A 24,705-nucleotide genomic window follows, 5' to 3' on the forward strand; every position below is an offset into this window, starting at 1 on the left:
CGCTCCCATCGCGCGCCGCTCGCCGTCGGACGGTGCCGGAGAGTGTTCGGCCGAGGGGCAGGTCTTGTCAAGGGGGCGGGCTGACGGTCTCCATCCATTCGCGCTTGCGCGCCAGCGCTTCGTCGTCATCGGCGAAGCGCCGGGCGATCTCCTGGAACTGCGGCTGGATGCGCAGGAAGGCCTCGACGATGTCGGGGTCGAAGTGCTGGCCCGCGCCCTCGGCGATGATGCCCGCCGCCTGCGCGTGGGGCATGCCGTCCTTGTAGACGCGCCGGCAGATCAGTGCGTCATAGACGTCGGCCAGTGCCATCAGCCGCGCCGACAGCGGGATCGCGTCGCCGCGCAGGCCCTGCGGATAGCCCGAGCCGTCCCACTTCTCCTGATGCGAGTAGGCGATGTCCTTGGCCGTCGACAGGAAGCCCACCGAGCTGCCCAGTTGCGCCTCGGCCTGCGCGATGGCGTCGCGGCCCAGCCGCGGGTGGGACTTCATGACCTCGAACTCCTCCGGCGTGTAGCGGCCCGGCTTGAGCAGGATGCGGTCGGGGATGCCGACCTTGCCGATGTCGTGCAGCGGCGCGGACTTGTACAGCGTGGCGATGTACTCGGGCGTCAGCATGGCGGCGAAGCGCGGATGGCCGCGCAGCGCCTCGGCCAGCGCGCGCACGTAGTGCTGGGTGCGCCTGATGTGGTTGCCGGTGTCGCTGTCGCGGGTCTCGGCCAGCGAGGCCATCGCCAGGATGGTCACGTCCTGGATCGCCGCGAGTTCGGCCGTGCGGCGCGCCACTTCCGTCTCGAGGAAGCCGGCCTTGTCGCGCAGGAAGTCCGCGCTGGCCTTCAGGTGCAGGTGCGTGCGCACGCGCGCCAGCACGATGGGCGGGCTGATGGGCTTGGTGATGTAGTCCACCGCGCCGAGCGCCAGGCCGCGCGTCTCGTCCGCCACGTCGGAGCGGGCGGTCAGGAAGATCACCGGCACGTCGCGCGTCGCCGCCTCGGCCTTGAGCCGCGCGCAGACCTCGTGACCATCCATGCCCGGCATCATGACGTCGAGCAGGATCAGGTCCGGGCGGGGATCCGCGCCGGCGATGCGCAGCGCCTTCTCGCCGCTGCTCGCGATCTTCACGCGGTAGCGCGGGCGCAGCAGCTCGCTCATCAGCGCGAGGTTGTCCGGCGTGTCGTCGACCACCAGCACGGTCGCGCCATCGGTCGGATCGGGGTCCGTCTCCGGCGCGCGGACCGCCGGGGAAGAGACCATCGGTGAGGCCATCGGTGCAGCGGTCGCGTTCATGCAGTGCTCCCGGAGGACGTGGGATCGGTGTCGGCCTGATGCGCGTCCTCGCGCAGCAGCGTCAGGGCCGCGTCGAAGTCGAAACGCGAGGCGGCGTCCGCCGCGCGGCGCAGCGCGCGCAGCCGCGCGGTGGGCAGCGGCAGGCCGTCGAGCATCGCCGACAGCTCCTGGGCCGTGTCCGCCGCCGTGGAGTCGCTGTCGTCGAGCAGGCGCTCCAGGCGCTGGAGCAGCGCTTCCAGCCGCGCCTGGGCGGCGGTGTCGATCCGGGCGGGCCGCGCCGGCGCGCTGGCGGCGGCGTCCTGTGCCATCGCCTCGCGCGCCAGGTGCCGGCCGAGCGACAGCAGCAGCGTCGCCAGCAGCGACTGCGTGCGGGTCAGCAGCGGATCGCGCTCGGCGGCGGGCAGGCGCTGGCCGCAGGCCTGCTCGAGCGCGCCGGCCGCCGCGGCCAGCGGCCGCGCGCCGAGCGTGGCGGCGGCACCGCGCAGCGAATGCGCCAGCCGCGTCATCGTGGTCCAGTCGGCCGCCGCCGCCGCCGCGGCGAAGCGGGCGGCGAAGTCGGTCTGCGAGTCGTGGAAGGTGCGCAGCAGCTTGCGGTAGAGCGGCAGGTGGCCGGCGGCGGTCGCCAGTCCCGCCTGCACGTCGAGCCCGGCGATCTGAGGCAGCCCGTCCGGCCCGGCGGCGCGCGGCTCGCCCGCGTCCAGGCCGGCGGTGTCCAGGCCGCCGTCCTCATCGAGCGCCGCCGCGCGCGGCCGGCGGGTGTCGACGCGCCGCCCGGAGCCGGAGCGCGTGTCCATCGGCATGCGCGCCGCGGGCAGGGCGGGCTCGACCCAGCGCGCCAGGGTCTCGAACAGCAGGTCGACGTTGAGCGGCTTGGAGATGTGGTCGTTCATGCCGGCCTCGAGGACCTTCTCGCGATCGCCGCTCATCGCGTTGGCGGTCATCGCGATCACGGGCAGCGCGCGCCAGCGCGGATCGGCGCGCAGCGCGCGCGTCGCCGCGTAGCCGTCGAGCACCGGCATCTGGCAGTCCATCAGCACGCCGTCGAAGCCGTCCGGCGCGCTGGCCAGCAGCTCGAGCGCGACCCGGCCATTGACCGCCAGCGTGACGTGCAGGCCGGCGTCCTCGAGCAGCGCGGAGACCAGTTCCTGGTTGAGGTCGTTGTCCTCGGCGACGAGGATGCGCGCCCCGGCCAGGCGCTGGATCGCCTCGCGCGCCGAGTCGCGCCGGCGCTGCGCCGCCGGCGCGGGCAGGTCGGCATGGCCGAGCGCCTCGCCGATCGCCCCCAGCATCGACGAGGCGGTCACCGGCTTGGTCAGCAGCACCGGACGGCGCTCGCCGCCCGCGGCGGCCAGCGCGGCGGTGAGGGCGTCATCGCGCCCGAACGAGGTCACCAGCACGATGGCCGGCGCGCGCTCGAGCCGGCCATCGCCGAGCCGGCGCGTGGCCTCCAGGCCGTCGATCACCGGCATCTGCCAGTCCATCAGCACCAGCTCGTAGGGGCGGCCGTCGGCCTGCGCGCGCTCGGCGTCGCGGATCGCCTCGGCGCCGTCGGCGGCGGTGCTCACGTCCAGGCCGAAGCTCGCGCCCAGCGTCGACAGGATCTCGCGCGCGGCGCGGTTGTCGTCGACCACCAGGGTGCGCAGGCGCGCCAGCTCGTGGGCCATCAGCGCGCGCCGCGCCGGCAGGTCCGATCCCTCGGGCTGCAGCGCGAAGCGGGCCGTGAAGTGGAAGGTCGAGCCCTGGCCCGGCGCCGACTCCAGCCAGATGCGCCCGCCCATCATCTCGACCAGTTGCTTGCAGATCGCCAGGCCCAGGCCGCTGCCGCCGTACTTGCGGGTGGTCGAGCTGTCGGCCTGGCTGAAGCTCTGGAACAGCCGGGCCTGCTGCTCGGGCGTCATGCCGATGCCGGTGTCGCGGACCCAGAAGTGCAGTTCGGCCTCCGGCGCGCAGACCGCGTCCAGCGAGGTCGAGGCATCGCGCGCCGCGGCCGGGCTGGCCGCGATGCCGACGATGATCTCGCCGCGGTCGGTGAACTTGGCGGCGTTGTTGCCCAGGTTGACCAGCACCTGGCCGAGCCGCAGCGGATCGCCGACCAGCGCGGTCGGGAGCTCGGCCGGGATGTTGAGCAGCAGCTCCAGGCCCTTGTCCTCGACGCGGAAGCCGATCAGGTTGACCAGGTGGTCGAGCACGTCTTCCAGGCGGAAGGGCACGCACTCCAGGCTCAGCTTGCCGGCCTCGATGCGGCTGAAGTCCAGGATGTCGTCGATGACGCCGAGCAGGTTCTCGGCCGAGCGGTGGACCTTCTCGATGTAATTGCGCTGGCGCGCGTCCAGGCCGGTCTGCAGCGCGAGGTGGGACATGCCGATGATGGCGTTCATCGGCGTGCGGATCTCGTGGCTCATGTTGGCCAGGAAATCGGACTTGGCGCGGGTGGCCTCCTCGGCGGCGTCCTTGGCCTGCTGCAGCGCCTCCTGGGCGCGTTCGCGCTCGGCCAGCAGCGCCTGCAGCTGGCGGTGCTGCGCCTGGAGCTCGAGGTCCTTGCGGTCGCGGGCCACGCCGTGCGCGAGGCTGCGCATCGAGGCCACCAGCAACCCGAAGGCCAGCAGCGCGACCAGGGCGGCGATGGTCAGCCGCGTGGACAGGGGCTCCAGCGCCTCCAGGTCGCCCAGCAGCACCAGGCGCCAGGGGCCGGCGGGATCGTTCCAGGCGACCTCGGCCTGGACGGCGGCGTGGCGCACGCCGTCGATCTCGACGACGGGGGCGGCGGGGTCGAAGCTCAGGCTGTGGGCGCGGGTGGCGTCTTCGAACAGCTTGCCGTACTGGCGCGAGGCGGTCAGCGCCCGCGAGCGCGCCGCCGTGGCGGCGCCGTCCAGGCTCATGCGCCAGTCGGGCCGGCTGGCGGCGAGCACCACGCCCTGCGGGGAGACGAGCAGCGCGCCGGCGTAGCTGCGGGTGTCGAGGAAGCGGTCGAGCGCGTCGGCGTAGAGCCGGGCGGCGACGACGCCGACGATCTCGCCGCTCTGGCCGGGCTCGCGGTAGATGGGCGCGGTCAGCCAGAAGGCGCGCTGGCCGGTGGTGATGCTGATGCCGGCGAAGACGTTGGGCTGGCCGCGCAGCGCCTGGCGGAAGTACTGGCGGAAGCTGACGTCCAGGCCGATGTTGATCAGGCCCTCGTCGTCCCAGCTGGCGATGATGCGGCCGGCGCGGTTGACGACATAGGCCTGCTGGGCGCCGACGCTGGTGGCGATGACCTCCAGCGTCTCGGCGGCGGGGCGGGTGCGGCGGGCGGCGTCGGTGTCGGTGAGCTGGGCGGCGGCCTTGAGGGCGGGGTTGACCTGGCCGGCCAGCACGACGGCGCCCATGCCCTTGCCGGTCAGGGTCAGGCCCTGGAGCGCGAGCGCTTCGCGCTGGGCGGCGTTGGACAGGGTGCGGTGGAAGTCACGTTCGAGCGAGCGCCGATGCGCCTCGCTGACCGCGATGCCGAGCGCGAGCGCCGCGACGGCGGCCGCGATCCAGGCGATCGGGCGATGCCGCAGCAGCCAGTCGGAGACACGACCCATCCCTTTCCCTCCCCGGAAGGCCCGGTCGGTGGCCGCCGGACCGTGGTGGATGAACGTCCGGGCAGTGTAGGGGAGTTGGGGCGGCTTGCGGGGGAGCGTGTCGCTCCCCCGCCTCCCGGGCATTCCGATCCGATTCAGCGCTTCATGCGAAACATCATTTCCAACTGTCCAGGCGATTCCTCAGCAGTTCCTTGCACTGCTCGCCCCTCAGGCCCTGCGTTTGCCACGTCAGGAGCGGGCTCAAGAGCGGTTCGATGTCCTGCCGCGTCGCCTTCTCGTTCACATACATCTGATCGAACGCATCCAGGACCGTAGTGAGAGGCTCGATATAGCCATATCGAACGGCCACGCCCAGCGGATGGAAGTCCGTTCCGTGCTTCCCCGCGTAATGAACTTGCCGCTTAATCCAGCCTTCTCGATGGAAGCCCAGCCCCTCGGCAATGTCCTGGAAAGTCAGTTCGTCGTTCTTGGCGGCATCGATGCAGGCCCGAAGCATCAACTCCAGGTTCTTGCCGCCTTCCTCCAGGGCTTGATCGAGCGCCGTGAGCCACACGCCGTCTTCCTCCCGGCACAGCAGCCGCCGAACGTCGTCCTTGCCGATCAGGTCGGCCTCCCGAAGCGATCGGATCGACGCCAGCACGACGCCCAACGCAGCGCCTGCGCTACGGTTTACGGCGAGGCCCGCGAGCGTGGAACTCCGGTTCATGCCGCTTCCGGGCGGGAGGTGGGCAAGGATGCGCATGAGGGCCGCCGCGGACAGATGCTTTGACGCCGCGAGCGTGTGGACGCCCTCCATGTAGGCCGTTGCAGCGCCCGCCGAAGAGGCGTTGTCCAACGCCGTCCTGCCGTGCCCGTTGTCGGCCAGGACGATTCGTTCAAGCCCTTCGGCCGAGAGAGGTTGCGGCTCGCTCTGCTCGCGCACCAATCGCTCGAACATCCGCTTCACTGCGGAAACATCGCCATCGTTAACTGCGCGGTGGAGGTCCGAGGGAGTCAATCGCCCCTCTGGGCCAGCCATGGAACGGTACTTGCAGAGGAAGGGGTCATAGGCGTCTGGCTGCAAGCCGGATCGTTGAGAACTGGACGAGGTGTACAAGGCGGGTCCTTTCAAGAAGCAAGCCATCAGTTGCGCTTGTCCGCGAATGGTTCTCGAACGACCTCGTACGCCTTGCCGATCCCGCGCGGACGCGGACTCGTCCTACAAGCGATGTGCGAGGGCAGGACTAGCATCGACGCGCATGCGTACGACGAACCCCGAATCGCGGACGATGGATGAGGACCTCGTCATCGCCCGCCCGGAAGGCCTGTACTGCCCGCCCGGCGACTTCTTCATCGATCCGTGGAAGCCCGTCGACCGGGCGGTGATCACGCACGGGCACAGCGATCACGCGCGCATGGGCCACGGCCACTATTTGGCTCACCGCGACAGCGCCGCGATCCTGAGGCGGCGGCTCGGCGGCGACATCACGCTGCAGACGCTCGGCTATGGCGAGTTCATCGAGCATCGTGGCGTGCGCCTGTCGCTGCACCCGGCCGGCCATGTGCTCGGCTCGGCGCAGGTGCGGCTGGAACACGGCGGGCGCGTCTGGGTCGCCTCGGGCGATTACAAGCTCGAGGCCGACGGCACCTGCGCGCCGTTCGAGCCGGTGCGCTGCGACACCTTCATCACCGAGTCGACCTTCGGCCTGCCCATCTACCGCTGGCCCTCGCAGGCGGCGCTGTTCGCCGAGATCGACGCGTGGTGGCGCCGCAATGCCGCCGCGGGGCGCGCGTCGGTGCTCTACGCCTACGCGCTGGGCAAGGCGCAGCGGCTGCTGCATGGCGTGGATGCGTCGATCGGGCCCATCGTCGCGCATGGGGCGGTGGAACCGCTCAACGCCGTCTATCGCGACGCCGGCGTGACGCTGCCGCCGACCTTCAACGCGATGGATCCGGCGCTCGACAAGGCGGCGCTGGCGCGCGCGCTGGTGATCGCGCCGCCATCGGCCGCGCGCTCGCCGTGGCTGCGCCGCTTCGGCGCCGATCCGGCCGATGCCTTCGCCAGCGGCTGGATGCAGCTGCGCGGCACGCGCCGGCGGCGCGGTGTCGATCGGGGCTTCGTCGTCTCGGACCACGCCGACTGGCCCGGCTTGATGACCGCCATCCGCGCCACCGGCGCGGAGCGCGTGATCGTCACCCACGGCAGCGTGCCGGTCATGGTGCGCTGGCTCAACGAGCAGGGCCTGCGCGCGCAGGCCTTCACGACCGAGTACGGCGAGGAGGACGCCAGCGACGCCGCGCAGCCCCAAGCCGGCAGCTCGCCCGCCGGAGACGCGTCCGCATGAAAGCCTTTGCCGCGCTCTATCGGGAGCTCGACGCATCGACGTCCAGCCTCGCCAAGCAGTCGGCGCTGCAGACCTACCTGCGCGACGCGCCGCCCGAGGACGCGGCCTGGGCCGTCTACTTCCTCGCTGGCGGCAAGCCGCGTCAGCTCGTGCCCACCAAGCTGCTGCGCGAGCAGGCCCGTCTGGCCGCCGGGCTGCCCGAATGGCTGTTCGACGAGAGCTACGAGGCCGTCGGCGATCTGGCCGAGACGATCTCGCTGCTGCTGCCCGAACCCGCGGAGGTGGTCGAGCGCCCGCTGTCGCAATGGATGACGGCGTTCCTGCTCCCGCTGCGCGGCCGGCCGCCCGAGGCGCTGGCCATCGAACTGCAGGCCCAGTGGGCTGCGCTGGCGGCGGAGCAGCGCCTGGTCTACTTCAAGCTGATCACCGGCGCCTTCCGCGTCGGCGTGTCCAGGCTGCAGGTCACGCAGGCGCTGGCGGCGGTGAGCGGGCTGGATCCCAAGCTCGTCGCGCAGCGCCTCATCGGCTACACGCACATCGGCGCGACGCCGACCGCGGACGACTACGCCGCGCTCATCGCGCCCGCCGCCGGCGACGGCGCCGCGGCGCGCGGCGCGCAGCCCTATCCGTTCTTCCTTGCTCATCCGTTCAACCTGCCGCTGGCGCAATTCGACGCGGCGCTCGGGCCGGCGCCGGACTGGCTGGTCGAATGGAAGTGGGATGGCATCCGCGCGCAGGTCGTGCATCGCGACGGCGAGGTCGCGATCTGGTCGCGCGGCGAGGAGTTGATCACCGACCGCTTTCCCGAGCTGCGCGCGATGGGCGAGGCTTTGCCCGAGGGCACGGTGCTCGACGGCGAGATCCTGATCTGGCGCGACGGCCGCGCGAGGCCCTTCGCCGAACTGCAGCAGCGCATCGGCCGCAAGACGTTGAGCGCGAGGCTGCTGCGCGAGCTGCCGGCCGCGCTGTGCGTCTACGACCTGCTCGAGGAAGCCGGCGAGGACCTGCGCGGGCGCCCGCAGCACGAGCGCCGCGAACGCCTGGAGCGGCTGGTGGCGGCGCACCCGCTGCCGGGGCTCGAGCTCAGTCCGCTGATCCGGGGCGAGGACTGGGCCGACCTGGCGCGCCAGCGCGAGCAGGCCAGGGCGCTGGGCGTCGAGGGCATGATGCTCAAGCGCCTGGACGCGCGCTACGGCGTGGGCCGCACCAAGGACGTGGGCGTGTGGTGGAAGTGGAAGATCGATCCGCTCTCCGTCGACGCGGTGCTGATCTACGCCCAGCGCGGCCATGGTCGGCGCGCCAGCCTCTACACCGACTACACCTTCGCGGTCTGGAACGGCCCGCAGGACGATCCGGCGCGGCAGCTGGTGCCCTTCGCGAAGGCCTACTCGGGCCTCACCGACGCGGAGATCCGCGAGGTCGACGCCATCATCCGCAAGACCACGCTCGAGACCTTCGGCCCGGTGCGCAGCGTCACGCCGACGCTGGTCTTCGAGCTGGGCTTCGAGGGCATCGCGCGCAGCGCACGCCACAAGAGCGGCATCGCGGTGCGCTTCCCGCGCATGCTGCGCCGGCGCGAGGACAAGCCGGTGGAGGAAGCCGACACCTTGCAGTCGCTGCAGGCGCTGCTGCCGGCGGGCACGGGCGAAGGGGCCGGTGAAGGGGCCGGTGAAGGGGCCGGTGAAGAGGCCGGTGAAGGGGCCGGTGAAGGGGTGGCTGAATGACGGCCTCGCCGGTGGACGCCTGGATCGACGCACAGGGCTGGACGCCGTTCCCCTTTCAGCGCCAGGTCTGGGCCGAGATCGCGGCCGGCCGCAGCGGGCTGCTGCATTCGAGCACCGGCAGCGGCAAGACCTTGGCGGTGTGGCTGGGCGCGCTGGCCGCGCTGCGCGGGGAGATCGGCGCCGAGGCGCGCCAGACAAGCAAGGAGGACAAAGAGGGCAGGGAAGGAAAAGCGGGTGGCAAGCCGATCGCGCCGCCGTTCTCCGTGCTCTGGATCACGCCGATGCGCGCGCTGGCGGCCGACACGCTGCGCGCGCTGCAGGCGCCGATGGCGGCGCTGTGCCCCGGCTGGACCGCGGGCCTGCGCAGCGGCGACACCTCGTCCTCGGAGCGCGCCGCGCAGGACCGGCGGCTGCCCACCGTGCTGGTGACGACGCCGGAGAGCCTGTCGCTGCTGCTGTCGCGCGCCGACGCGCGGGAGCAGCTCGGGCGGGTGCGATTGGCCGTCGTCGACGAGTGGCACGAGCTGATGGGCAACAAGCGGGGCGTGCAGACGCAGCTGGCGCTGGCGCGTCTGCGGCGCTTTCGGCGCGAGCGCGGCGGCGCGCTGATGACCTGGGGCCTGTCGGCCACGCTCGGCAACCTCGATGAGGCCTTGCGCACGCTGCTCGGCGCCGCGGACGACGCCCCGGGCCGGCTGGTGCAGGGCGAGACCGACAAGACGCTGGTCATCGACACGCTGCTGCCCGCGTCCATCGAGCGCTTCGCCTGGGCCGGCCACATGGGGCTGTCGATGCTGCCGCAGGTCGTGGAGGCGATCGAGGCCAGCGCCAGCTGCCTGGTCTTCACCAACATGCGCTCGCAGGCGGAGCGCTGGTACCAGGCGCTGCTGGAGGCGCGGCCCGATTGGGCCGGCGTGCTCGCGCTGCATCACGGCTCGCTGGATCGCGGGGTGCGCGAGTGGGTCGAGCTCGGGCTCAAGGAAGGCCGCATCAAGGCCGCCGTGTGCACGTCGAGCCTGGACCTGGGCGTCGATTTCCTGCCGGTCGATCGCGTGCTGCAGGTCGGCTCGGCGAAGGGCGTCGCGCGGCTGGTGCAGCGCGCCGGGCGGTCCGGACATGCGCCGGGACGGCCCTCGCGGATCACGCTGGTGCCGACCAACAGCCTGGAACTGGTCGAGGCCGCCGCCGCGCGCGCCGCGGTGCGCGCCGGCCAGATCGAGGCCCGCCACAGTCCGCGCGAGCCGCTGGACGTGCTGGTGCAGCATCTGGTCACCGTCGCGCTGGGCGGCGGCTTCCGGCCGGATGAGCTGCTGGACGAGGTGCGCGGCACGGTGGCCTACGAGACGCTCGGCGGCGAGGCCTGGCAGTGGTGCCTGGACTTCGTGCATCGCGGCGGTCCATCGCTGACCGCGTACCCGGACTACCAGCGCGTGGTGCCCGACGAGGAAGGCGTCTGGCGCGTGCCGGACGCGCGTCTGGCGCGGCGGCATCGCGTCAACATCGGAACCATCGTCAGCGACGCTGCCATTCAGGTGCAGTACATGGGCGGCGGCCGGCTCGGCACGGTGGAGGAGAGCTTCATCGCGCGGCTGCGCCCCGGCGATGTCTTCATGTTCAGCGGCCGGCTGCTGGAGCTGGTGCGCGTGGAGCAGATGACCGCGCTGGTGCGCCGCGCCGCCGCCGGACGCGCCGCGGTGCCGCGCTGGAACGGCTCGCGCATGCCCTTGTCGAGCACGCTGGCCGACGCGGTGCTGCGCGAGCTCGCGGCCGCCGACGCGGGCCGCTTCGACTCGCCGGAGATGCGCTGCGTGAAGCCGCTGATCGATGTCCAGCGCCGCTGGTCCGGCGTGCCGGCGCCGGACGTGTTGATCGCCGAGACCATGAAGTCGCGCGAGGGCTGGCATCTCTTCCTGCATGCCTTCGCCGGCCGGCAGGTGCATCTGGGCCTCGCCGGCCTGATCGCGTGGCGGGCGGCGCAGCCGGAGACGGGCACCTTCTCGATCGCGCTCAATGACTACGGCATCGAGCTGCTGAGCGCCAAGCCGATCGACTGGGCCGCGCGGCTGCCGGAGCTGCTGGCGTTGCGGCCGCTGGAGACGCTGCTGCGCGAGGTGCTCGCCAGCCTGAACGCGACCGAGCTGGCGCGGCGGCGCTTCCGCGAGATCGCGCGCATCGCCGGACTGATCTTCCAGAGCCATCCGGGCGAGCGCCGCAGCAACCGCCAGCTGCAGGCCTCGGCGACGCTGTTCTTCGAGGTCTTCCAGCAGCATGACCCGCGCAACCGGCTGCTCGCGCAGGCGGAGCAGGAACTGCTCACGCAGGAGCTGGACGTGCGGCACCTCGCGGCGGCGCTGGAGCGCATGAGCCGCCAGACGCTGCAGATCCACGCGCTGAAGCGGCCCACGCCGCTGGCGTTTCCGCTGATGGTCGAGCGCTTCCGCGAGAAGCTCAGCAACGAGTCTTTCGCCGACCGCATCGCGCGCATGGTGGCGCAGCTCGAGAAGAGCGCCGGTGAGGCCTGCGCCGGGCTGGGTGCGAAGATCAGCGGATGAGCATGCCGTCGAATGAAGCGCGGGGCGGGCGGCCCGATGCGCTGGGAAATGTCGATGCCCAGGGAGATGCCGATGCGCCGGCGGGGGCGCTCGCGCTGGGTCTGGCGGGCGAGCGGGTCTGGCTGCTGCCGGCCCGCGCGCTGTGGTGGCCGGCGGCCCGCACCGTCTTCGTCGCGGATGTCCATCTGGGCAAGGCGGCGAGTTTCCGGGCGCTCGGACAGCCGGTGCCCGCGGGCACCACGCGCGACAACCTGGACCGGCTGAGCGCGCTGATCGACGGCGTGCGCGCGTCGCGACTGGTGGTGCTGGGCGATCTGCTGCATGCGGCCGCGGCGCAGCAGGCGCAGGTGCTCGATCCGGTGCATCGGTGGCGCGAGCGCCATGCCGCCGTCGAGTGCCTGCTGGTGCGCGGCAACCACGACAGCCGGGCCGGTGACCCCCCGCCGTCATTGCGCTTCGACATCGTCGATGAGCCGCATCGGATGGGGCCGTTCGCGGCCTGCCATCATCCGCGCCGCGTCGAGGGCGCCCATGCGCTGGCGGGGCATCTGCATCCGGCGATGGTCCTGCGGGGGCGCGCGCATGAGCATCAGCGCCTGCCGTGCTTCTGCGAGGCCGACGGGCTGATGATCCTGCCGGCCTTCGGCGCGTTCACGGGGACGACGCTCGACGGCTTGCCAGCCGGGGCGCGCTGCCATGCCGTGGGGGGCGGCGCGGTGTGGGCGGCGCCATAGCGCCGCGCGGTCAGCGGACGGACGCGGACGCGGGCATGGAGGCGGGCACGGACGCGTCCGCAGGCTTGGACGCGGACATGGACATGAACGCGGGCGTGGCTGTGGACCTGGACCTGGCTTGAACGTGGTCGTCGGCGCTTGAGGGGGCCGGCTCAGATCGTGAAGCCGCCCACGTCGGTGTGGAAGTCGCCGACCTCGGTCCATTCGCGCAGGTCGGCCGGCACGGCGAAGCGCTCGGACAAGGCTTTGGCGGCTTCTTCCGCCGTGGCGAAGGAATCGCCCCAGGGCATGCTGTCGTGTTTGACGCGCCAGCGCCGCGACAGGCGAGGCTTGATCGTGAATGTGCCGTCCAGGCTCTGAAATACGTAGGTGATGGTGTCGAGGTCCATGCTGGGCTCCGGGCGCTCCGAGCGCCGACCCTATCGCACCTTGAGGCAACTGTCATACCCGCGTCGCGGATCAGGGCGACGCGCGCCCCGGGGTGAGGTCATGGTGATGTGTGTCACCGCCTGATCACCGCGCGACGGACTCCCTCGCCCCCGCGAGGGGGGACAGGGGCGGGGAGAGCAACCGTGTCAAGCGCTGCTGCTGACCAACTCCCTCGCCCCCCGCGAGGGGGGAGAGGGCAGGGGAGAGGGGGCGCTTCGGCGGCGCTCAGTCGAGCCGCGGCTCGTCGCGCGCCGCCGCCTGATCCGGCGCGGGGCGGCGGCGATGCCGCCGCTTGCGCGCGAACTTGGGCAGCAGCTCCAGGATGCCCAGCGCCAGCAGCATGCTCAGCACCGCCGTGGCTTCGCGCCCCAGGCCGCAGGCGACGCCGATCGCCGCCGTCATCCAGATGCCGGCGGCGGTGGTGAGGCCGTGGACCTGCTCCTCGTTCTCCAGCTTCAGGATCGCGCCCGCGCCGAGAAAGCCGATGCCGGCGATCACGCCCTGCAGCACGCGGCTCATGTCGGTCAGGTGCATGCCGCCCTGCTGCGGCACCAGCACGAACAGCGCCGCGCCCAGCGATACCAGCATGTGGGTGCGCATGCCGGCGGCCTTGCCGTGGTGCTCGCGCTGGAAGCCGAGGATGCCGCCGAGCAACGCGGCCAGCATCAGGCGCACCGTGATGCGGGTGATCTGCTCGACATCGGGAATGTCCGAGAACTCCGAGCGCAGCGTGGCGAGCACGGCGTCGGTCCAGGAAGGGGTCATGCGGGGTCCTTTCGCGCGGCGGCTGGCGCAGGGGGCTCCGCCTCCGCGCCGGCCTCGGCCGCGTCGAAATCGTAGCGGTCCGCCGGGTGCAGCGCCCACTCGCCGTTGCCCTTGAGCTCGAGCACGTGGCTGTGGTGCCGCAGCACGCCGCGCCGGTGGGCGATGCTGACCAGCGCGATGCCGTCACGGCACAGGCGCTCGTAGAGGCGGCGCTCGTTGCCGCTGTCGAGCGCGCTGGTGGCCTCGTCCAGGATCGCCATGCGCGGCCGGCGCACGAGCACGCGCGCGAAGGCCAGCCGCTGCTGCTCGCCCATCGAGAGCAGCTTCTCCCAGTCCTGTACCGCGTCCAACCCGCCGACGCGATCGGCGAGCTCGGGCAGGCAGACCTCGGCGAGGATGGCGCGCAGCGCGTCGTCATCGAGCTCGGTGCGCGTGTCGGGGTAGATCATCTGGCTGCGCAGCGTGCCGTGCTGGAGGTAGGGGCGCTGCGGCAGGAAGAACACGTCCTCCAGCGGAGGGTGCTCGATCGTGCCCTCGCCGCAGCGCCACAGACCGGCGATGGCGCGCAGCAGCGAGCTCTTGCCGCAGCCGCTCATGCCGGTGATGAGCAGGCTCTCGCCCGGCTGGAGCGCGACGTTCAGGCGCTCGACCAGCAGACGATCGAATTGCGGCGTGTAGAGCGTCAGGTCGCGCAGCGCGAGCTGCTCGGCGTGGGCGCTGCGGATGCGCTCGCGCGCGCGTTCGTCGCGCGGCTTGCGCTGGCGCATGACCTCGGACAGCGCATGCAGCCGGTCGATGCCGGCGACGAAGCGGCTCAGGCTCTCGAAGTTGTCGACGATCAGCGAGACGGCGGTCAGCACCGCGGCGAAGGCGCCCGCCGCCTGCACGGCCGCGCCGACCTCCAGCTCGCCGGAGAGCACGCTGTCCGCGAGGATCACGCTGGGCACCACCAGCGTCAGCTGGTTGAAGCCGCGCTGGAACAGATTGAGCGCGCGCTGCTTGCGGATCAGCTGCCAGTAGTTGCCGTAGACGGCGTCGAAGCGCTGGTTGATCTGGGCGCGTTCCTGCGGCTCGCCGCGATAGAAGGCGATGGATTCGGCGTTCTCGCGCAGGCGCATCAGGCCGAAGCGGAAATCGGCCTCGCGGCGCAGCTGCCAGAAGTTCAACTGGATCAGCGGCGAGCCGAAGACATACAGCGCCAGGAAGGTCCCCACCGTCGCGTAGATCGCCAGGAACAGCACCAGCATCTTGGACAGCGACCACAGCACCGCGGAGAACGCGATCAGCTGCATCGCCGAGCCCAGCATCAGCAGCGAGAAGTGGGTCGAGCGGCCGGTGAAGGTGTTGATGTCCTCGGAGATGCGCTGGTCGGGGTTGTCGATGTCGCCGGCGTTGCCGCTGCCGATCTCGTAATAGCGGCGGCCGTCGAGGTAGCCATCCAGGAAGCGCCCGGTGAGCCAGCGCCGCCAATGGTTGGAGAAGGCGTCGCGCATGTAGTAGTAGAAGGCGTACACCGGCACGGCGAAGGCCAGCACGATCAGGCTGTCGCGCACGGCGAGCCAGAAGCGCGAATGGTCGCGTGCGGCCAGCGCGGAGGTGAGCTCGCCGGTCTTGTCGTTGAGCAGCACGGCGAGCTGGGTCTCGCACAGCATCAGGACCACGAGCAGGAAGAGCAGCCCCCAGGCCGCCTTGCGCTGGTCGCCGAGCCAGTAGGGCCGGGCGATCTGCACGAACTGGCGCCAGGCCGCGGCGGACAGGCGTGGCGGGCGCCGGCGGCGGGCCTTGCGTTTGGGGGGCGCCGGGGCCGCGGGGGGCGTGGCGGAGGGGGCCGCCGAGGACGGCGACGGGCTGGAAGCGCCGGACGGCGGCAGGTCCGTCGCGGAAGAGGAGGGTGGAACCATGAGAGACGGACGCGGTCTGCCGAGATGGCTCGACAGTAGCTCCGCCGGCTCATGCGGCGGGTAGGACGAGGCCTACTGGTGGTGACGGAGGGAGGCGCGAGCGGCGCCTTCCTCCAACTGGCAGTCATGCCATGAACTTGGACAGGAGATAGGTGAGACCGCCTGCCGCCGCAGACGACCCGGCGGCCGACCGCACGCACCACTTGAGCAGTCGAATGTCGGAATCCTGGCCACTCAACTTGATCCGGTCGTCCACGGTGGCGATGACGGTGGCGAAGAACTCCTTCATGTCGCTCTTGGTCCGGTCGAGCATGGCCTCGAAATCCTTGCGCGACTTCTCGCGATGGGCTTCCATGGCGGCCAGCGATTCCTGGCGCAGCGCTTGCAGTTCGGTCTTGAACTCATGGCGGTGGTGATCGAGTTCGGCCTTGAACTCATGGCGATGGTGATTGAGCTCCGCCTTGAACTCGTCGCGATGACTGTGAAGCGCCTTCGCGAACTCGAGGCGTTGGTCGCTCAGTTCCTTGCGGAAGACCTCCTGGTCTTTCCTCATCGCGTGGATGTCGGCGCGAATCAAGGCGAAGCCTTCTCGCATCTCTTCCCGAAGCTTGTGGGTCTCGGCAACGTTCTGATCGAGCCGATACATCACCAGATTGAGATCCGGCGGCGTGTTGTGAAGCGGCGTGACGAGCGTGGGCGGGGTCGGGTGTGCGTGCATGCGTGGACTCCTGGACATGCGATGAAGGAGCCGTGAATGCTAGGAGTTCCGGGCTTTGCGGAGAGTGGCGAGAACCCCGAATCCGACTGAGGTTTGATCTCGCTCAACGGTTCCCGTGTTGCGGGTCCACTGGGCGTGGCGACCACCATTGCGACTCACACGAACAACGCCGCCAGCCGCTTCACGGCGTCCTCGCTCATGGCGCGATCGATGCTGCGATCGGGGTTGTTGAAGTCATGCTCGCCCTGGGCCTGCACGAGCAGGCCGTCGCGACGCGGCACGACCATCAGGTTGTGGCCGCGCCAGGCCACCATGTAGTCCACCTCCGGCTGTGGCACCAGGCGCGCGATCTGGCCGCGGACCGGGATCAGCGAGTCGTCACCGAACAGCGCCCGCGCGCCATAGCCGGTGCAGTTGACGATCGTGCGCTCGGGCAGTCCGGCCAGTTCGCGCGCGTGGGTGAAATCGCGGGTCACGATCTCGCCGCCTTCGCGGAAGAAGTCCTCCAGCAGCAGACGCTGGTACGGACGGATGTTGAAGGTCATCTGCGTGAAGCGCCGGGCGTGCGGCACCGGGAACGGGTGCTGCGCCGGCGTCAGCGCCATCGAGTGCGGATGCAGGTCGGGGATGAGCTCGAGCAGGTCGGGATAGTCCGGCTCGGTCGAGCCGCCGTGCGCGTTGGCATTGGGCAGCGGCTGGTCGAAGGGCGTGTCCGACAGCACATAGCCGTCCCGCCACTCGACCGGCGAGCCGGCCAGGCCCAGCAGGTCCTGCCAGGCCCGGAAGCTGTGGCGCGCCATCCGCTCCCACATCGCGTTGAAGGCCGGCGTCGCATGCGCCTCGGTGACGATGCGGGAGTCGGGCGACCACATGCCGGTCGCGAAGGTCGAGGCGACTTCGGGCGGACGCTCGCGGCAATAGATGCGGACCTTCAGCCCGGCGCGCTGGGCCACGCGCGCGGTCGTCAGGCCGACGGCGCCGCTGCCGATGATCGCGATCCGTCTGGCGCCGGTCTCGCGGATCAAGGGCAGCGCGCCCAGCGTCGCCGATCCCCACGACAGCGACCAGCCGGCGCCGCCATGGCCATAGTGATGGATGACCGTCTTCCCATGCAGCCGCTGCGCCTCGATGCGAGGCCCTTCAGCGCGGAAGGGGCGGGTGCAGACGGTGATGTCGACGATCCGGTCCGCCGAGACCCGCATGCGAGCCGGGCGCGGCGGCTCGGCGAAGGGGAGTGAGCCCGGAGCGACCGACTCGGCGCGCGGCGCCGCCGAATCGGGCGATTGGGCATGGCCGGCGAGCGGCCATGCGGCGGCCCAGGCGCTCGCGGCGCCGAGCCAGTGACGGCGGTTCATGGGGAACTCCTCGTGTCACCGGCTCGAGGCCGGAGGGATGGGACGCTTGGCCGGCTGGCTGCGCCCGCGATCAGATGGACGTCAGCTCAGCTTGGCGAGCGACTTGCGGATGGCCGCGGCGTCGCGCAGGCGCTGGGCCGAGCCATCGGCGTCCAGCAGCACGACCGTGATGGTCTGCCCGCCGCTCTTCATCCGCATCGCCAGGCAGCGGCCCGCCTCCTCGGTGTAGCCGGTCTTGGACAGGCGGATGTCCCAGCCCTTGGCGCCGACCAGGTGGTTGGTGTTGCGCAGCTCCCGCGGCCGGCCGTTGACCTCGACCTCGCTGGACTTGTCGCTGCTGATTCTGGCGATGACCGGGTAGCGGGCCGCCGCCGCGGCGATGCGGGCGACCTCGGTGGCCGTGGACGTGTTGGCCGGGGACAGCCCGGTCGGGTCGGCCAGCGCGGTGTGGCTCAGACCCAGCGCGCGGATCTTGGCGGCCACCGCCGCCTCATAGGCCGGCAGGCCGCCCGGGAAGTGGCGCGCCAGCGCCGACGCGGCGCGGTTCTCGGACGAGATCAGCGCCAGCTCCAGCGCCGCCTCGCGAGTCATCGTGGCGCCCACCTTCACGCGCGAGCGGCTGTGCTTGAGCCGGTCCACGTCGGCGTCATCGATGCGGATCTCCTCGTCCATGTCCTGCTTCGCGTCGAGCACCACCATCGCCGTCATCAGCTTGGTCAGCGAGGCGATGGGCACGACGGTGTCGGCGTCCTTGGCCATCAGCACCCGGCCGCTGTCGTCGATCACCAGCATGTGGCGGGCGTTGACCGGGAGCTTCATCAGCGGCGCCTCGGATGGGGCGGGGGACTGCAGGGGCGGGATCACATCGGGTTGCGGCGCCTGCGCGACCGCGGAGGCCGAGGGCGCCGGCGCGGAGGCAGACGCGGCGTGCGGGTCCGGCGTCACGACGCCCGAGGGGCTGATCGCGGCCGTGGTGGGGGAGGTGGTGGGGACGACGACCTCGGGGTCGCTGCTGGCGGCCTGCACGATCAGGCTGCCGCAGGTCAGCAGCAGCGCCGGCAGGGCGAGGCGCCAGTTCGTGTGGGCGAGGGTGCGGAAAACGGTGTCGCGGATCGTCACGGCGGTCGGGCGGGCTGGCGGCGGAGAAAGGGCAGCGGCGCGCTGCCCCAGGGGTCATGTGTTGACTGGCGCGAAGTTTAAATTCTTCCGGATCGGCGTCCATCGGGGGTTGCCGTAACGTGCGTTACGCAAGCGAAGCCTTCAGGTGAAGCGTGCGACGAAGGAGTCCCTGTAGCGGCGGAGTTTGGCGACGAACCCGCGTTCATCTTCACGACGACTCGCCGTCCGATGGCGCGATTCATCGTGGGGTGGCGGAACGAGGGTGGCGAAGACGTCTCCGACGCAGGTCAGACGCCGCTGCACCAAACGATAGAGGCCGCTCACGTTCATCCTGGAGTCGGTCTCCCGCCAGATCTCGCGCCCCTGGTCGTCCAGGATGGAGAGCACGGTGCGGGTGACCCATGGGTCGGGAGTCATTCCCTGGAACGGACACAGCTGTTGACATTGATGGAGGGCGAAGCGAAAGCCCATGTGGGTCGCTTCGTATCGCAACGCAGTGGGCGGGCGATTCGCGTCGCCCGGAACGGGCGGCGAGATCCGCCACTCGAGTTGTCGAAGCAGTGTCTTCGTGTGAAGGGAAGATGCGAGCAGTTGCGCTTCGATGTTGACGGACATGTTCACCCCCATTGCAGATCGGCGGAAGCCTGGGACAAATGAATCAAGGCGCGATTGAGCGCGTTGCGCGCGTCGTCGGCACCGACGGCGACCCGGGACGAATCGAGGTCGACGCGTCCTACCGTCTCTCGGATGTCTCGAATCGCCACCTTCGCGATCTCGCGCGACTCTGGCGTTGCGAATGGCAGCGCCGTTTCGAGCCTTGCAGATGCAGAGAGCAGCTCTTGGCGCAAGGGCGGCCATGGCACCGCTGGCTCTTCCAGCATTCGGTCCAGAGCGGCCAGGGAGAGCGTCAATTTCTCCGTGATGGACGGCAACTGTGCGCGCGATCGAAACGATAGGCGGACGTTCCGCACCTGCCACCACACGCCGATCGTGATCGCGAAGCTGATCAGTCCGGCGGCCGTGTTGATGTCCTGGATCCACTGCGGGATCAGGCTGGGAGGGCAAACCACTGCGAGAGTCGCGGCGGCCATGGCGATGAGCGGGCACTGCATGCGCCCATGCTAGGAGCGCTCGAGCTGGCCGCCGTGCACCGAGTTGCAACCGAGCGACGAACCCGGCGGGGGAGCACCGATGAGGGATTGCGTCGCCCCGAAGGGGGATCTCAGTCCCAGGCCTTGCGCAGCTTCGCCGCGACGTCCATCGCCGGCTTCAGCAGCTCCGGCAGCGCCGCCTGGGTCTGGTTGGCGGGGCCGACCTTGTCGAAGTGGCGCACCACCTTGCCGGGCAGGAAACGCGACACGCTGGCATAGAGATGGCGGTCGCCATGCCGCGTCTGCTGCGTCACGTAGAAGCGCTGCGGCACCATCACCGCCAGGTGGTCCTTGGCCCGCGTCATCGCCACGTACAGCAGCCGCCGCTCCTCCTCGATCTGCGCCTGCGCGCCCGTGCTCAGGTCCGACGGCATGCAGCCATCCACGCAGTTCAGCAGGTAGACCGCGTTCCACTCCTGCCCTTTGGCCGAATGGATGGTCGACAGGATCAGGTAGTCCTCGTCCTTGAGCGGCACGCCGGACTCGTCGCTGCTGGCTTCCGGCGGGTCCAGCGTCAGCTCGGTCAGAAAGCGCTCGCGCGAGCCGTAGCCCTGCGCGATCCGCGCCACCTGCTCCAGGTCGGCGAGCCGCACCGGCGCGTCGTCGTGCAGGCGCTCCAGGTGCGGGGCGTACCACTCGACGATCTCCTCCAGGTCCAGCGGCCATTGCGAGCCCGCGAGCAGGCGCAGCATCAGCGCGCGCAGGCCCGCCCACGGCGCGGCCGCCGCGCGCGGCGGCTCGAAGTCGCGCAGGGCCTGCGCGGGGTCCACCGCGGGCGACATCGCATCGAGCAGGCGGCGCGCGCTGGCCGGGCCGAATCCCGGCAGCAATTGGGCGACGCGGAAGCCGGCCAGCCGCCCGCGCGGGTTCTCGGCCCATCGCAGCACGCTGAGCACGTCCTTCACATGGGTGCTCTCGAGGAATTTCAGGCCGCCGAACTTCACGAACGGAATGTTGCGGCGAGTCAGCTCCAGCTCCAGCGGCGCACTGTGGCTCGAGGTTCGGAAGAGCACCGCCTGCCTTTTCAGCGTCAGGCCCTGCTCGCGGCGTTCGAGCACCTTGTCCGCGACCCACTGCGCCTGGCGCGCTTCGTCGTCGACGGTGACCAGCTGCGGCCGTTCGCTCGAGGCCTTGTCGGTCCACAGCCGCTTGTCGTGGCGCTCGCGCGCCATCGCGATCACCGCGTTGGAAGCGTCGAGGATGGTCTGCGTCGAGCGGTAGTTGCGCTCGAGCGCGACCACGCGCGCGGGCGGCTCGAACTGCGCCGGAAACTCCAGGATGTTGCGCACCTCGGCCGCGCGGAACGAGTAGATCGCCTGCGCGTCGTCGCCGACCACCGTCAGCCGGTCGCCGCGCGGCTTCAAGCGTCTGAGGATGGTCGCCTGCAGCCGGTTGGTGTCCTGGTACTCGTCGACCAGCACGTGCTGGAAGCGCGCGCCGAGCTCGGCCGCCAGCGTGTCGTCGCTCATCAGCTCGGCCCAGTAGAGCAGCAGGTCGTCGTAGTCGAGCAACTGCTGGTGCTGCTTCTCCTCGACGTAGGCCTTGAAGAGGCGCTTGAGCTCGTCGTGGACCGGAAAGCACCACGGGAAGTGCTCCTGCAGCACCTGGTCGAGCCGGGCTTCGCTGTTGACGGCCCGCGAATAGATCGTCAGGCAGGTGGCCTTCAGCGGGAAGCGCTCGGTGGTTTCGGCCAGGCCCTGGGCCTGGCGCTGCAGGCCCATCAGGTCCTCGGCGTCGGCACGGTCGAGGATGGTGAAGTTGGGCGCCAGGCCGATGCGGGGGGCGTATTCGCGCAGCAGGCGGGCGCCGATGCTGTGGAAAGTGCCCGCCCAGGGGAAGCGCGGCGACGCCTGCGTGCCGCTCAGGCCAAGCGCGCGATGCAGCATGCGGCCGGCGCGGCGCTCCATCTCGCCGGCGGCGCGGCGCGAGAAGGTCAATAACAGCAGGCGCTGCGGGTCGGCGCCGGACTGGATCAGGCGCGCGACGCGTGCGGCCAGCGTCTTGGTCTTGCCGGAGCCGGCGCCGGCGATCACCAGCAGCGGGCCGTGCGCGCGGATGCCGTGTTCATCGAGCCCGTGCTCGACCGCCGAGCGCTGCTCGGGGTTCAGGTCGGCGAAAACGTCGGCCGCGCGGGGCGGGGCGTCGGCAAGGGCGGAGGACATGGGGCGGCATCATAGCTGTATGCAAAAACAGTGAATGACGCTGATCGCTGCGAAGCGCTCAGTGCGCCTGTACGAACTCCCTCGCCCCCTGCCGGCGGCGCGCTTCTTGCGCCAGCGGCGGCCCGCGATGGGGATATCTGTTGAAGGGGTACGCGTATTGCCAAGCGGGAGCAAACTCCCTGCCACTGCCATGCTTCAAGTCCTCGTCATCCTCGCCGCCCTGTCCATGCCCCTCGTGGCCTGGGCCTCTCAGCGCGGCGTCTTCGGCCCCGACAACGGCACGATCTCGGACCGCTATCCGACCCTGCTGGTCGCGGACGGCTACGCGCTCTCCATCTGGGGCGTGATCTTCCTGCTCGACCTGGTCTTCGCCGTCTGGCTGCTGCGCGGTCAACGTCCAGTCCCCGATCGCGAGGGCCATCGCGATTCCCATCGCTGCCACTGGCTCGTCGTCGCCGGATTCGCGCTGACGGCGAGCTGGATGATCGTGTTCTCCCGCCAGTGGTTCTGGCTCGCGCTGGCCATCATCTGGCTATCGCTGATCTGCCTGCTGTGGGCGCTGATGCTCGTCGCCCGCGCCGTGCCGCGTGGCGCGCAATCCTGGCTCGCCGTGCTGCCGCTCGCGCTGCACACCGGCTGGCTCTCATTGGCCGCCTTCCTCGACACCGCGCAGACCGCCGTCGCGCAGCAACTGCTGCCCACCGTCGATCAACTGCCCTGGACGCTGGTGCTGTGGGCGCTCGCCGCCTTGCTGCTGCTGGTGGCCAATGCGCGGCTGCATGCGCCCGGCACCGGAGCGGCCGCGCTGGGCTATGCCGCCGCCGCGATCTGGGGACTGGCTGGCGTCTACGTCAAGCAGCGCGCCTCCCCGATGCCAGGGGCCGCCGGCTCGGCCTGGATCGCGCTGATCCTGGCCGCCGTGCTGGCGGCGCAGACCCTGTGGCTGCGCCTGCGGCCCCTCACGCCAGACGGCGCTCGTCCTTCGCGTCGAACAGATGAGCCGCTTCCGCCGCCCACTGCAGGTTCACCGCGTCCCCGACCTTGAGGTGCGGATTGCCCGCAACCCGCGAGGTGATCGGGCCCATCGCCGTGTCCACCAGCAGATAGGTCTCCGGACCGGTCGGCTCGATCATCTTGAGCCGCCCCTGCACGCCGCTGTCGCTCAGCCGGATGTGCTCCGGACGCAGTCCGTAGAGCACGCCGTCGCCCTTGAGCAGGGCCTGCTGCGCCGCGTTCACCGGCAGCGCCACGCCCTGCGCCGCCAGGCCGTCCGCGCTGCGCGCGGCGCTGACGAAGTTCATCGTCGGCGAGCCGATGAACTCGGCCACGAAGCGGTTCGCGGGGCGCGTGTAGATCTCCTCCGGCGTGCCGAACTGCTGCACCAGCCCGTCGCGCATCACCGCGATCCGGTCGCCCAGCGTCATCGCCTCGACCTGGTCGTGCGTCACGTAGACCGTCGTGGTGCGCGTGCGCTGATGCAGCAGCTTGATCTCGGCGCGCATCTCGATGCGCAGCTTCGCGTCCAGGTTGGACAGCGGCTCGTCGAACAGGAACAGCTTCGGATCGCGCGCCAGCGCCCGCCCCATCGCCACGCGCTGCCGCTGGCCGCCCGACAGCTGGCCCGGCTTGCGGTCCAGCAGATGGCCGATCTGCAGCATCTTGGCCACGCGCTGCACGGTCTCGTCGCGCTTGGCCTTGGGCACCTTGCGCATCTCCAGCCCGAACGCGATGTTCTGCGCGACGTTCATGTTGGGGTAGAGCGCATAGCTCTGGAACACCATCGCGATGTCGCGGTCCTTGCTCGGCAGGTAGGTGACGTCGCGGTCGCCGATGTGGATCGCGCCCGAGGTCGGGTGCTCCAGCCCGGCGATCATCGCCAGCAGCGTCGACTTCCCGCAGCCCGACGGGCCCACGAGGATCAGGAATTCGCCGGCCTCGATCGACAGGTCGATGCCCTTGAGGATGTCCGCCGCGCCGTAGCTCTTGCGGACCTGAGAAATGGTGAGCGCGCCCATGCGTTGACTCCTCTTAACCCTTGACGGCGCCGGCGGTCAGCCCGCGCACGAAGTACTTGCCCGCGACCACGTAGACCACGAGCGTCGGCAGCGCGGCGATCAACGCCGCGGCCATGTCCACGTTGTATTCCTTGACCGAGCTGGACGTGTTGGCCAGGTTGTTCAGCCCGACCGTGATCGGCTTGCTGTCGGCACCGGAGAACACGACCCCGTACAGGAAGTCGTTCCAGATCGAGGTGAACTGCCAGATCAGCGTCACCACGAGGATGGGCGTGGACAGCGGCACCACGATGCGCCAGAAGATCTGCCAGAACGAGGCTCCGTCCAGCGTCGCCGCCTTGATGAGCTCGTCGGGCAGGCCGGCGTAGTAGTTGCGGAAGAACAGCGTGGTCGAGGGCATGCCGGCCAGGATGTGGACCAGGATCAGGCCCCACACCGAGCTCGCGATGCCCAAGGCGCCCAGCACCTGGCTCATCGGCAGCAGCACCACCTGCATCGGCATGAACACGCCGAACAGCAGCAGCCCGAACAGCAGCTCGCTGCCGCGGAAGCGCCACTTGGTGAGCACGTAGCCATTGATCGCGCCCAGCGCCGTCGAGATCAGCACCGCCGGCACCACCATCAGCACCGAGTTCATGAAGAAGGGCTTCAGGCCGCCGCAGTCGGTGCCGGTGCAGGCGCTGGTCCAGGCCTTGGACCAGGCCTCCAGCGACGGGCTCAGCGGCAGCGACAGCAGCGTGCCATTGCGCACCTCGTCCATGCTCTTGAGCGAGGTGCTCAGCATCACGTACAGCGGCGCCAGGAAGAAGGCCGCGAACACCAGCAGCACTGCCCACAGCAGCAGGCGCTGCGCGGTCAGGCCGCGGCCGCGGACGGGAGAGGAAACAGAGGCACTCATGTCGCGTCGCTCC

General features: G+C 70.6%; 19 protein-coding genes. 5 read left to right on the forward strand and 14 right to left on the reverse strand.

All coding sequences use genetic code 11. The features are described from left to right. Positions 1-67: 67 nt before the first annotated feature. From ABDW61_RS17420 to ABDW61_RS17430, 3 genes are all read right to left on the reverse strand, one after another. Positions 68-1,252, reverse strand: a complete 1,185-nt coding sequence (locus ABDW61_RS17420) for a two-component system response regulator (RefSeq protein WP_343640552.1) — start codon at positions 1,250-1,252, stop codon at positions 68-70. A gap of 29 nt (positions 1,253-1,281) precedes the next feature. After that, on the reverse strand, positions 1,282-4,845 hold the full coding sequence (locus ABDW61_RS17425) for a response regulator (RefSeq protein ID WP_343640436.1): 3,564 nt from the start codon (positions 4,843-4,845) through the stop codon (positions 1,282-1,284). 154 nt (positions 4,846-4,999) lie between these two features. Further along, positions 5,000-5,782 carry a hypothetical protein gene (locus ABDW61_RS17430; RefSeq protein ID WP_343640438.1) on the reverse strand — a complete coding sequence of 261 codons (783 nt, stop codon included), beginning with the start codon at positions 5,780-5,782 and terminating at the stop codon, positions 5,000-5,002. Positions 5,783-6,083: 301 nt separating this feature from the next. Here ABDW61_RS17430 and ABDW61_RS17435 point away from each other — a divergent pair, with 301 nt between their 5' ends. Genes ABDW61_RS17435 through pdeM form a run of 4 tightly spaced genes read left to right on the forward strand, consistent with a single transcriptional unit; the run spans position 6,084 to position 12,179 of the window. After that, positions 6,084-7,169, forward strand: a complete 1,086-nt coding sequence (locus ABDW61_RS17435) for a ligase-associated DNA damage response exonuclease (RefSeq protein ID WP_343640439.1) — start codon at positions 6,084-6,086, stop codon at positions 7,167-7,169. Further along, on the forward strand, positions 7,166-8,893 hold the full coding sequence (locus tag ABDW61_RS17440) for an ATP-dependent DNA ligase (protein ID WP_343640441.1): 1,728 nt from the start codon (positions 7,166-7,168) through the stop codon (positions 8,891-8,893). Before ABDW61_RS17435 ends, ABDW61_RS17440 begins: the two co-directional genes overlap by 4 nt. Further along, entirely contained in the window at positions 8,890-11,445 is a 2,556-nt protein-coding gene (locus tag ABDW61_RS17445; protein WP_343640443.1) for a ligase-associated DNA damage response DEXH box helicase, read from the forward strand. Before ABDW61_RS17440 ends, ABDW61_RS17445 begins: the two co-directional genes overlap by 4 nt. Continuing rightward, on the forward strand, positions 11,442-12,179 hold the full coding sequence (gene pdeM / locus ABDW61_RS17450) for a ligase-associated DNA damage response endonuclease PdeM (RefSeq protein WP_343640445.1): 738 nt from the start codon (positions 11,442-11,444) through the stop codon (positions 12,177-12,179). The genes ABDW61_RS17445 and pdeM overlap by 4 nt, the downstream gene beginning before the upstream one ends. A 152-nt stretch (positions 12,180-12,331) precedes the next feature. Here pdeM and ABDW61_RS17455 read toward each other — a convergent pair whose 3' ends face one another. The 9 genes from ABDW61_RS17455 to ABDW61_RS17495 all read right to left on the reverse strand — a co-directional run bounded on the left by ABDW61_RS17455 (position 12,332) and on the right by ABDW61_RS17495 (position 21,779). Continuing rightward, entirely contained in the window at positions 12,332-12,568 is a 237-nt protein-coding gene (locus ABDW61_RS17455) for a hypothetical protein (protein ID WP_343640446.1), read from the reverse strand. A 265-nt stretch (positions 12,569-12,833) separates the two neighbouring features. Continuing rightward, the gene (locus ABDW61_RS17460; RefSeq protein WP_343640448.1) at positions 12,834-13,373 is read right to left on the reverse strand and encodes an MgtC/SapB family protein; all 540 of its coding nucleotides are present in this window, start codon (positions 13,371-13,373) and stop codon (positions 12,834-12,836) included. Next, positions 13,370-15,103: an ABC transporter ATP-binding protein/permease gene (locus ABDW61_RS17465; RefSeq protein ID WP_343640449.1), complete on the reverse strand. Its 1,734-nt coding sequence runs from the start codon at positions 15,101-15,103 to the stop codon at positions 13,370-13,372. Before ABDW61_RS17465 ends, ABDW61_RS17460 begins: the two co-directional genes overlap by 4 nt. A 295-nt stretch (positions 15,104-15,398) precedes the next feature. After that, positions 15,399-15,992: a hypothetical protein gene (locus ABDW61_RS17470; protein WP_343640451.1), complete on the reverse strand. Its 594-nt coding sequence runs from the start codon at positions 15,990-15,992 to the stop codon at positions 15,399-15,401. Positions 15,993-16,147: 155 nt separating this feature from the next. Then, positions 16,148-17,347, reverse strand: a complete 1,200-nt coding sequence (locus tag ABDW61_RS17475; RefSeq protein ID WP_343640452.1) for an FAD-dependent oxidoreductase — start codon at positions 17,345-17,347, stop codon at positions 16,148-16,150. Positions 17,348-17,428: 81 nt separating this feature from the next. Continuing rightward, complete coding sequence (locus tag ABDW61_RS17480) at positions 17,429-18,466, reverse strand: serine hydrolase (protein WP_343640453.1); 1,038 nt, start codon at positions 18,464-18,466, stop codon at positions 17,429-17,431. A 141-nt stretch (positions 18,467-18,607) separates the two neighbouring features. Continuing rightward, a complete protein-coding gene (locus ABDW61_RS17485; RefSeq protein ID WP_343640454.1) occupies positions 18,608-19,081 on the reverse strand; it encodes a hypothetical protein in 474 nt (157 codons plus the stop codon). Between the two features lie 2 nt (positions 19,082-19,083). Further along, positions 19,084-19,578: a hypothetical protein gene (locus tag ABDW61_RS17490; protein WP_343640456.1), complete on the reverse strand. Its 495-nt coding sequence runs from the start codon at positions 19,576-19,578 to the stop codon at positions 19,084-19,086. Between the two features lie 110 nt (positions 19,579-19,688). Next, positions 19,689-21,779 (reverse strand): ATP-dependent helicase, encoded by a 2,091-nt coding sequence (locus tag ABDW61_RS17495; protein WP_343640458.1) that lies wholly within the window; start codon positions 21,777-21,779, stop codon positions 19,689-19,691. Positions 21,780-21,969: 190 nt separating this feature from the next. Here ABDW61_RS17495 and ABDW61_RS17500 point away from each other — a divergent pair, with 190 nt between their 5' ends. Beyond that, positions 21,970-22,824, forward strand: a complete 855-nt coding sequence (locus tag ABDW61_RS17500; protein ID WP_343640459.1) for a hypothetical protein — start codon at positions 21,970-21,972, stop codon at positions 22,822-22,824. On the opposite strand, the gene ABDW61_RS17505 is transcribed toward ABDW61_RS17500, so the two are convergent. Together ABDW61_RS17505 and ABDW61_RS17510 are read right to left on the reverse strand one after the other, a co-directional pair. Further along, positions 22,739-23,794, reverse strand: coding sequence for an ABC transporter ATP-binding protein (locus ABDW61_RS17505; protein WP_343640460.1), 1,056 nt, complete (start codon positions 23,792-23,794; stop codon positions 22,739-22,741). The genes ABDW61_RS17500 and ABDW61_RS17505 overlap by 86 nt on opposite strands. A 13-nt stretch (positions 23,795-23,807) precedes the next feature. Next, on the reverse strand, positions 23,808-24,692 hold the full coding sequence (locus ABDW61_RS17510) for a carbohydrate ABC transporter permease (RefSeq protein WP_343640461.1): 885 nt from the start codon (positions 24,690-24,692) through the stop codon (positions 23,808-23,810). Positions 24,693-24,705: the final 13 nt, after the last annotated feature.

The sequence above is a fragment of the Roseateles sp. genome (genome assembly GCF_039595595.1).
Lineage (GTDB): Bacteria > Pseudomonadota > Gammaproteobacteria > Burkholderiales > Burkholderiaceae_C > Roseateles.

Bases quoted from the DNA above. Each gene is read 5' to 3' on its own strand.
- ABDW61_RS17470 (WP_343640451.1), bottom strand. From the start codon at position 15,992: ATGCACGCACACCCGACCCCGCCCACGCTCGTCACGCCGCTTCACAAC.
- ABDW61_RS17460 (WP_343640448.1), bottom strand. From the start codon at position 13,373: ATGACCCCTTCCTGGACCGACGCCGTGCTCGCCACGCTGCGCTCGGAG.
- ABDW61_RS17475 (WP_343640452.1), bottom strand. From the start codon at position 17,347: ATGAACCGCCGTCACTGGCTCGGCGCCGCGAGCGCCTGGGCCGCCGCA.
- ABDW61_RS17500 (WP_343640459.1), top strand. From the start codon at position 21,970: ATGCTTCAAGTCCTCGTCATCCTCGCCGCCCTGTCCATGCCCCTCGTG.
- ABDW61_RS17495 (WP_343640458.1), bottom strand. From the start codon at position 21,779: ATGTCCTCCGCCCTTGCCGACGCCCCGCCCCGCGCGGCCGACGTTTTC.
- ABDW61_RS17455 (WP_343640446.1), bottom strand. From the start codon at position 12,568: ATGGACCTCGACACCATCACCTACGTATTTCAGAGCCTGGACGGCACA.
- ABDW61_RS17420 (WP_343640552.1), bottom strand. From the start codon at position 1,252: ATGGTCTCTTCCCCGGCGGTCCGCGCGCCGGAGACGGACCCCGATCCG.
- ABDW61_RS17445 (WP_343640443.1), top strand. From the start codon at position 8,890: ATGACGGCCTCGCCGGTGGACGCCTGGATCGACGCACAGGGCTGGACG.
- ABDW61_RS17430 (WP_343640438.1), bottom strand. From the start codon at position 5,782: ATGTTCGAGCGATTGGTGCGCGAGCAGAGCGAGCCGCAACCTCTCTCG.
- ABDW61_RS17425 (WP_343640436.1), bottom strand. From the start codon at position 4,845: ATGGGTCGTGTCTCCGACTGGCTGCTGCGGCATCGCCCGATCGCCTGG.
- ABDW61_RS17490 (WP_343640456.1), bottom strand. From the start codon at position 19,578: ATGCAGTGCCCGCTCATCGCCATGGCCGCCGCGACTCTCGCAGTGGTT.
- ABDW61_RS17435 (WP_343640439.1), top strand. From the start codon at position 6,084: ATGCGTACGACGAACCCCGAATCGCGGACGATGGATGAGGACCTCGTC.
- ABDW61_RS17505 (WP_343640460.1), bottom strand. From the start codon at position 23,794: ATGGGCGCGCTCACCATTTCTCAGGTCCGCAAGAGCTACGGCGCGGCG.
- pdeM (WP_343640445.1), top strand. From the start codon at position 11,442: ATGAGCATGCCGTCGAATGAAGCGCGGGGCGGGCGGCCCGATGCGCTG.
- ABDW61_RS17440 (WP_343640441.1), top strand. From the start codon at position 7,166: ATGAAAGCCTTTGCCGCGCTCTATCGGGAGCTCGACGCATCGACGTCC.
- ABDW61_RS17510 (WP_343640461.1), bottom strand. From the start codon at position 24,692: ATGAGTGCCTCTGTTTCCTCTCCCGTCCGCGGCCGCGGCCTGACCGCG.
- ABDW61_RS17485 (WP_343640454.1), bottom strand. From the start codon at position 19,081: ATGTCCGTCAACATCGAAGCGCAACTGCTCGCATCTTCCCTTCACACG.